Origin of the sequence: Brenneria sp. L3-3C-1 (assembly GCF_016456245.1) — a bacterium.
GTDB lineage: Bacteria > Pseudomonadota > Gammaproteobacteria > Enterobacterales > Enterobacteriaceae > Brenneria.
In genome coordinates, this window is record NZ_JAEMHF010000022.1 from 1 (window position 1) to 8,722 (window position 8,722).

Below are 8,722 nucleotides of genomic sequence, written 5' to 3' on the forward strand. Positions count from 1 at the left end.
TTCAGGGCAAAAGCAATTTGCTCTTCAGTACAGCGGATCTTTTTCATGGCCGGATTGCCTCTTTTTTAAGGAAAAGAAGGGCAGAAAACTCCAGTTTAGCCTGGTCCTGTTTAATGGGAAGAGATCATTATAAAAAATCTTACCTTCACCACTGACAATAATAAACTATTGAACTCCGCTATAATCTTACACTATTACAACCAATATATTTCTAACGATTATACCCAACCCTTATCAGATATTTGCGAGAATTACTTTAATAATCTTGGCATTTTTGAACATCATGAAATTAAATTTGAAAATCCAAATATAAACACTTTTTTATTAGAGAGAATATTAAATTTAGAAGTGCTTGATGGCATGAGTACATTTTTCAACACTGATAGTGAAGTACTCTTATTTAGAGTATCCATAAATAGAATTTTGCTGTCTAATTTAGACTCTTATAATATTGAAAAACGCAACTTCATTTTTGAGGAAGCACGATCTCTTCTGAATAAAATTGTTATTAACTTATGTTCCCATGAGGCTGGCGCCGGCAGAATATACATAGATAAAACCAGTATAAGAAACAAAATTAATGACGAAGTGAAAAATGATTTAGATATATTGAAAAAATATGAAGAGCGTGATTTATCATATCAAATACAAGATGCAGATGAAGAATCTGATGCATTATTTTATAGTTCTGATAACGAATTTTTCAATGGCGTAATGGCATTATTATATAAAATTACAAACGCTTATACTTTGGATAAGCTATATGGCCTCGATCAGTCATTGAACATGGGAATAAGACATGGCGGATTTGTTAATTTACTTTGGGCGCCTCTTAAACGTAACAATATCTCAGCTAAAAAACATGATGAAAATAAATTCTCACCCAACCCAGTTTGGCGTACAGACTTTGGATATTTTAAGGATTCAATCCTTGATGGCATAGATAATGCTTTGGTAGAGTTTAATAAAAAGGCAAACGCAATAATCAACCAAGCAAAAAATAAAGTTCATATAGATACAGGTGAGTTTGGTTACAACTCTAAACTATTCGAGTTTTCGCTTGAACCTGACTATCAAGCATCTGTAGCAAGTAGAATCGACTCTCTATCTGCAGAAACGTTAATTGATGATGTATTCCTTTATCTTGACAAGCAGACGAATGAGAAAATGGCTATTGCAAGAGGAGAGTTCGTTGATTCAATTGAAAAGGACATGTTTGAAGAAATAAAAAATCTCAAGGATAAACTTGAAAGTGATGGATTAGATGTCATTGCAATTCAGCGCGCGGTCTCAAAATCAAAAGATGAGTTGAAAGAATCATTTATCCAATTAAGAACGTGGTTTGACTGGGCTAAACAAACTAAAACAAATTTCGATTTAAACGTTGCACTTAAAAAAGCAGAATCTGCTGCCAGTCAATACTACCCCTGGTTGAAATTCAATTTAAGTGGATATAACAACTCTACATCTAATTTTCTCGGTCAATATTTTACCGACACAGTTATGATTTTAACCTTAATTATAGATAATGCACTAAAACATTCAAATCCTCGTGATAATTATCATATCACTTACAATATTAATGAACATAATAATTCATTACAACTGAGTTTTACAAATACCTTAGATTTTGATTTACAAGAAGAACAATGCAAGAAAATCGTACAAATAAATGAAGATCTTGCTGAAAATCGGATTGATAATTCAACTAAAGATAATGGCAGTGGTATCTATAAAGTAAAAAAAATCATTACACATCATCTAAAAGTTGAAAATAAAGTTACCGTTGTATATTCGAATAAGAAATTTGAAGTTTTAATTATTATCGAAGACATCGAACCAATTAAGGAAAAATAATTGAAAATTCTTATTGCTGATGATAATATTTATAAACAAGACATCCTTAGCGCATATATAAAAAATAAATTTCCTGATGCGGATATAAGCCAGAGCTATTCATTTAATTCAACTAGAAAGCAAATATTTGAGAATGTCTTCTCATTAATCCTCTTAGATATGACCATGCCTACTTTTGATTCAAATGACAAGTCCGCTACAGTTAGTGAAAGCAGAAACAGGCCTTTAGCTGGTAAGGAAATAATTTCTTCTATGGCCTATAGAAAACTTTACTCGCCCGTCATACTAGTTACTCAATTTGAAGTTTTTGGAAGGCACAATCAACTAACTTCAATCGATGATATATTTGATGAAATAAATGGACTTTATCCAGATATTATAAAGGGCTCGGTTTTATTTGATTTCCAATCAGACTCCTGGAAGTCAAAATTAGATAAATTTATTTTAAACATGGAACTGAAATGAATATTCTCATTGTTGAAGATGATGATAATAAAGCACAGGACATAATAACCTTCTTAATCAAAGAAGGTGTCATGTCATTAAGTATTAAAACTGTTGATAATGTTAATGATGCACTTACTCTCTTAAGGGAAACAAAATATGACATTCTCTTACTTGATTTGAGTTTGCCGTTACGAAAATCAGGCCATCCAATCCCAGATGGTGGCTCCAAGATTTTATACAACTTGACGAGTCCATATTTTTTAACGCCCAGCCATGTCATTGGATTAACACAATTTTCAGATTTGTCAGACAATGAAAGACCTAAGTTCCAAAAATTTGATTTTAACATTTATGATTATAATATCGACATCTGGAAGGATGTCCTATCGCAAAAACTAAAATGGATACTTAAACACACTACAAGTGTAGCAGAGAGAGCTGGTCATGATAAAATCATCATATTGACTCATGGGATTATGACTAGTGGGAAATGGCAATCACAAGTAACCGAAATATTTAAAGATACAGCCAAAGATATTATTCCTTTCAGATACCCTCACTATTCAGCTTTTAAAATACTTCTGCCGCAGACTCGAAAAAAAATATTGGATGCCTATGTGGATTTTGTAATAAAAACATGCCAAGAACACCCGACTGCTGAACTTAATTTCATTTCACATAGTTTTGGAACATACATGACGATAACAGCTTTGAACAATGCTAATTTCTTGTTCCCTCCAGCAATTAACAATATAATTCTATGTGGCAGCGTTTTAAAACAAGATTACGACATTTCTGCTTTTATAGATAAAACGCAAACTCTGAAACTGATTAATGATTGTGCCTATGACGATAAAGCCCTTATATTTAGCAATATGTTTTGTTTTGGACTCGGTAATGCAGGTAGAATAGGATTCAATGGCTATCACGAGAAGTTAGTAAATCGTTTTTTTAAAGGTGGACATAGTACTTTCTTTTCTGAAAAGAATAATATATTGCGCAGCTGGTTTAATGCAATAGAGAACTCAGAAGTTGATCTATTTGACATGAGGAGCACTAATATCTTCGCTGAGAGTATTGACTCTGTGATGAATTTAATTGCTCCATTAGTCAAGATTATATATATTCCTGTAATAATTCTAATCTTCATTCTTTATTTGCAATGACAAAAAATAATGTTAGATGTATAATGTAAGCATAATCAATTTTGTTTGATAGTGATTAATATCATTGAAAAATCTAGAGGCATTAGTAAATAATCAGTTTGATATCACTCTCCAAAGACTGATAAGGGCGCGGTATGACGCCGCGCTAGAAAATTGGAGTAAATCTAAATGGTTAGAAGTCGGGCCTGGCGTCGCCATCACCTATTTCGTTTAAAATCCCAGCGAAATAGATATAGAAGTACGATAGCTAAGACACCTAAAATTGTAGGGAAAATTTACCGTACACCTTGTGCTTGTTCTTGTTTTATGTGTGGAAATCAAAGAAAACACCATGGTATAAACATTCAAGAGCACAGAGCATCATTGCTTTTCACTGATTGACTTGTTATAGTTCAAGCTAATAGATTATTAAAAGGCTCCAACTTTAGGGGCCTATATTTAAATACAATATTCATTCTAACTTTGTTATTTAAGCGAGCTATCCCTTGTAGCGTATAGCCCTAGCCAAGAACAAACCCTTCCCTATTAAAAGCCCAATATTACCATTTTGTTTCTTATCTCTTTATTATCTTAATTATCTCATCCTCTACATAAGCTAAAAAAATTAACCTATACAAAACACAAAACTCGTCACCGGACTTAACAGTTATCTTTTTTCTCCATCAGAACGCTCACGGTCAATCTTTGTCAGCTGCGCATTAAGTTGATGTTCTGTCATTCCATGTTTGTATGCATTGTATTGCCAGATCACAAACTGTTGTTTGTACCTCCGGTTCTCTTCCTTAAGCTCTTCGATTTCGCTTTCAAGATTCACAATCCTAGCGGCTGCAATGTTCAAACTAGCTGGACGCGGATTTTTGGGGCCACGGCCTTTAAGCGCCTCTTTCTTTGTTTGATAGGCAGTCACTATTGCCTCATGTGCATTAAGGGACTGTCTTGACGGCAACTTTCCGACCAATGGTTCTGCCGCCTCACAAATTGCTGACCAGGACAGTTTTGGTTCCTGCCATCCTCGAATTAGATTCACGATGGCGTTAATGTCTCTATTATCCAGATGCTTAGCCAAGGCCACCTCCTAACAAAGTTGTCAAATCATCTAACATCACAGCTTCTTCACTTTCTTTGCCTTTTTGCTCGATGGTCACAATAGACGTCTTTGCGACAACACGGCGAAGCTGGCTGAAATCATTGCCCCGGAGCTTAATCTGGGCACCATTTTCAATGTCTGGATTCTCTAAAATAGCGACTAACTCACGAAGCCGGGTGACAGTTTTCTTGTGGTATTGATACCAGCGATCAGCCCCCATCTCGCCGCTTTCTACCGCTGCATCAGCAATACAAAACATTCGTTCCGACTTCACCAAACATTTCTTAATTCGATCCAATATTTCTGTATCCTCGCCTTTGATACAAACCTGCTCAGTACAATTGACGCAATCTCGGAACTTCTCGCAAGGACCCATGGTGTAATCATGCACGCAGTAGCCATACTCCGTCACATGGACTGCGGCATGATCTAACGTATTGAACTCTTGAATAGTCACAGGAAGGTGCTTAGCCACATCTCCAGCAGGCCCAAATAGACCTTTTGACGGTTCGAGGCGTTCAGACATGCCAACCAACTCATATTCAGTCATGTGGTTGTAAGCTCGATTCTGTTTCATATCTGCCCGACCAGACCACTTGGCAATTTCCAAGTTTGAGAGCCCACCACGCTGAGCTATGGTGTTAAGTAGGTGTCGAGCCTGGTGCGAGGTTAATTTCACCGGCTCTCCGTTTACAGCATGGTAACCATGGCGATCAAAGATACAGGCATGTTTTCCTTTCAAGGACAGACGAGGCGTCAGATCACTGTTGAAGAAATTATTGGTTGGCTTATGTAATTCAACTGGTATGCATCCTCTGTTCCCGTGGAACTGATTTGCGTTCAGTACAAACAAGGCATTGCTGTACCTAATTCCCTTGTCTTTATCAAACCACGGAAAGCCATCCGGTAAACGCGCCATTGTGTGCTGCCACAGGCTATTTAGCGTATGTACACCATCCTCTTTAGCTAGACCTCGATTACCAAGACACGACCTGCACGTCTTTTTAGAGTGATGTGCAAAACCGAGCGCCATACAAGCCTGCTTCATCGTCAATGGCTCATCATCAGCTACGCTGGGACAGTTAGCATGGCGGTAAAACTTATTCGGGTGTTTCTCGATCCACTTGGCCAGTTGTCGTGCATTTTCAGAGAGCACTCTAGCTCTAGCTACGGCTGTCTTAGCTATACCGACCATCACGGTGGGTATCCATTTGATATCACCCTCATAGCCTTTCCCCGCAAAAAAACGCCAACCATATCGTTCTATCCCTTCACGATCCGTTTCAAATACCTCGCAATCCACAGGCAGTGCTAACACCTCAGTAATACGTGAAGGTGCCGACATCAACATGGCAAAAACCGATGTTGTAAATATGTCTCGCTCATGAATTGGGTCGTTGGCAAAAATTTCCGCCAACGCATTAAGAGCAATATCACTCGGAAGTTTATCTTCCCTATTTTTCTTCGCCTCTCTGCTCGTTTTGTTCTTATCCTCTGCACGTTTAATTGGATTAACCCAATTTTGTACAGCACTTGATACAAGCTGGTTTTCAGCTACAAACTTAGCCAGCCGCTCAATCTCACGGCCACAATGATATGCGGAGCCATCGGAGTAGTAATGCTTTGCCAATTCAGCTGCTTCATCCAGCACAGAAATCGACAGGCCATCAATATTTGCGTTTCCGTTTACTTGAAGCAAAGCCGCCTCAACCGCACGGAGGGCTTTACTTTCATTCTTTGCCCTAGAGAGGCTATGCCCATGCTGGTAACGGAAATAGGCTTTGGCAAAATCAATGAAAGCAGGATCTTGCGTCTCTTCCAGTATGGGTTTTCTCGTAATAATGCCCAACTTGGCAAATACAGTTATGTTTGGCCAAACAGGATCTTCCCAATTGAGATCAGAGCCGAATACAGTCAATTGATCTCGGCACTGGGATATGAATGCTTCAAGGTTTTCTGCTGCTGTCAGCGTAGCCTTTGGCTTAAACAGGAAAATCTCAGCCATTGGTTATTGCTCCTTGTTAACTAAGCTCTTCACGACGTTTTGCACAACGCATGATCACATCTGCCAGCGCGATAATACTGCGATCAAGTACGGCAGCAATCTGGATGTCGCCAGTTATCTCTTTCACCCGTTCACGTTCGTTGAGCAGTCCTTGATAGACATCTTCATGTGGGCCGTCCAGCCAAGGCTGAAAATGCATGCAGGTGTAGCAAGGAATAGGAACATTGGCACCACAAAAGCCATGTTCTCCACAAGTACCAACACCCTGACCCATCTCGGTCCGAATACGACTGGTAGGGTCATTACCTCGATGCGCGTCTCTCTCTGAATCGACAAGTACCCCGACAAAAGCCTGAGCGTATGGTGCTAATTGGAAGCCAACCGCCTCATCAAGCTTTTTCACATGCTCGGGGATATTCTTGATGTAAACGCCTGCGTTTTGGGTGTCCGCGTGGTCAAGCAGTTCCGCAATCACCAGCTCGCCAAAGCCTTCCCGGGCAGCTCGTGTGCCTGTGGTATAACGAAAACGACGAGCATTGATATGTAATAGCTCACCGGTACGTTCCGACCGGATGTCGGACTTTTCTACGATGTATTGGAGTGTGTCGGTTATCTCTGCGGCGGGAATGTGGAGTTTGTCGGTAGCAAGCAGTTGGCGGAATTCATAAGGAGATTGGACGGCATCTAACACATCAAGATCAGGAAAAAGAGGGATTTGCTGCCGGTCATCTTCCTGCAATTCAAACCCCAAACGATTTTCAACCTGCGCAATCGCATTTCTTGCCTGAGCACTCAGGATTGCCCATAGTTCCAGTGATATTGCAAATGGCTTGAAGTTTATTCGGAAAGAGCTGCTGCGCAGCTTGGCTCGCGGCACATTCAACACATAGAAGGGCTCTCCCTTTTCATTTTTACCACAAAGGACATCGACCACACGAAGCAGCGAGATCTGAATGGGACGACGTCCTGTATGACTGGTGCCAAGTGCCATAGCCAGCTCAGCTATAGTAATTAAGCTCTTTTCATAAGCCCGAACAGCCCCCTCGTTAAACGCTGTCAGCTCATTATCCGTCAGTGGCCCCTCTTGAGGATCCATGCGTTTAACCGCATCCCCCTTACGATTACCCTTTAGCGTCCAGCCATCTAGCAAGCGGATCACCTCCTTACTGATGCCGGGATAGCCCAGTTCGTGCCAGGATCGAAGAAAGCCACGGATGGTTGCTAGATACCATTCTGTTGCAGGCGACAGCATCGACCGATAATTAATCAATACCGTATCAGTAATTTCTCTCGCGTCAGTCTCACGCAGCATGTGCTGAAACCGTTCAAGAATATTTTTTGTATGAGAAGAAGAACGATTGGATGCATAAAACGCCAGTGTGCGCAGGCAGCCATCTAGCGTCCCATCTGACAAGTAATGGTGAATATCAGCAAGATTAATAGTGATATTTCTATCCAATGTCCACGATGTGTCATACAACAGAAAAGAGTAGCTATTGGCCCTGGCACGGATTCGTTCTGGTACTAACCCAAGTAAGAGGTTATTCATGGTCATCCTTGAAGTCCTCTGGCAAGCTAGTGCCGTTACCTGCTTGTAATGCCAAAGCGGCCTCAAAACCTTTTTGCCGAATGAAACGCTTGTTGTAAGTCGCTGCGGTTCCCGAGCCATCTCTCCAGCCCATTAAGTACGAACGAAGTTGCTCTTGGCGTTCCTCGCTGACTTGCTCATTCATGGCATCCATTCTTTCTGAAAACTTGCGATTCCAAGTGTGGCGGAGCGAATGTCCTGTCGCTGCATACAATTGCGGAGATATAGACCTGACTACGGAAAAAATTTTGTGATATCCCCCTTTAGAGATAGGATTTCCCAGAGTTGGTCCACTCTTGTAAGTTACAAACAGATAGTCATTTTTCTTCGCATTTCTGACTTTCCGGCGATCTTGAATGATATAACTATACAGTTCTTGAGCTAAGGATTCAGCCAACGGTAAGAGCCGTTCTCTAGTTTTAGCATTAGGCTCATTGGTTCTAGATGACCTGCTCCCCGTTGATTAGTACACACCGATGTTAGTAATGTCTTCATAAGCCACATGAGGACATCCCCATGAAGAAGCGTTTTTCCGACCAACAGATCATCAGTATTCTCCGCGAGGCTGAAGC

The 8,722-nt window shown here is 40.1% G+C and carries 7 protein-coding genes; 3 read left to right on the forward strand and 4 right to left on the reverse strand.

What is annotated here, in order from left to right; all coding sequences use genetic code 11:
* The first annotated feature begins 360 nt into the window (after positions 1–360).
* Genes JG725_RS20380 through JG725_RS20390 form a run of 3 tightly spaced genes read left to right on the forward strand, consistent with a single transcriptional unit; the run spans position 361 to position 3,470 of the window.
* A complete protein-coding gene (locus tag JG725_RS20380; protein WP_199379672.1) occupies positions 361–1,857 on the forward strand; it encodes a hypothetical protein in 1,497 nt (498 codons plus the stop codon).
* The gene (locus JG725_RS20385) at positions 1,858–2,322 is read left to right on the forward strand and encodes a hypothetical protein (protein WP_199379674.1); all 465 of its coding nucleotides are present in this window, start codon (positions 1,858–1,860) and stop codon (positions 2,320–2,322) included. It begins immediately after the preceding gene.
* Complete coding sequence (locus JG725_RS20390; protein WP_032646884.1) at positions 2,319–3,470, forward strand: response regulator; 1,152 nt, start codon at positions 2,319–2,321, stop codon at positions 3,468–3,470. Before JG725_RS20385 ends, JG725_RS20390 begins: the two co-directional genes overlap by 4 nt.
* A gap of 646 nt (positions 3,471–4,116) precedes the next feature.
* Here JG725_RS20390 and JG725_RS20395 read toward each other — a convergent pair.
* The 4 genes from JG725_RS20395 to JG725_RS20410 are packed head-to-tail and all read right to left on the reverse strand — an operon-like array spanning position 4,117 to position 8,547.
* Positions 4,117–4,536: a hypothetical protein gene (locus JG725_RS20395; RefSeq protein WP_047407003.1), complete on the reverse strand. Its 420-nt coding sequence runs from the start codon at positions 4,534–4,536 to the stop codon at positions 4,117–4,119.
* The gene (locus JG725_RS20400; protein WP_199379676.1) at positions 4,529–6,562 is read right to left on the reverse strand and encodes an integrase; all 2,034 of its coding nucleotides are present in this window, start codon (positions 6,560–6,562) and stop codon (positions 4,529–4,531) included. Before JG725_RS20400 ends, JG725_RS20395 begins: the two co-directional genes overlap by 8 nt.
* A gap of 16 nt (positions 6,563–6,578) precedes the next feature.
* The gene (locus JG725_RS20405; protein ID WP_199379678.1) at positions 6,579–8,117 is read right to left on the reverse strand and encodes a site-specific integrase; all 1,539 of its coding nucleotides are present in this window, start codon (positions 8,115–8,117) and stop codon (positions 6,579–6,581) included.
* Positions 8,104–8,547, reverse strand: a complete 444-nt coding sequence (locus tag JG725_RS20410) for a hypothetical protein (protein WP_233356523.1) — start codon at positions 8,545–8,547, stop codon at positions 8,104–8,106. Before JG725_RS20410 ends, JG725_RS20405 begins: the two co-directional genes overlap by 14 nt.
* Positions 8,548–8,722 lie beyond the last annotated feature (175 nt).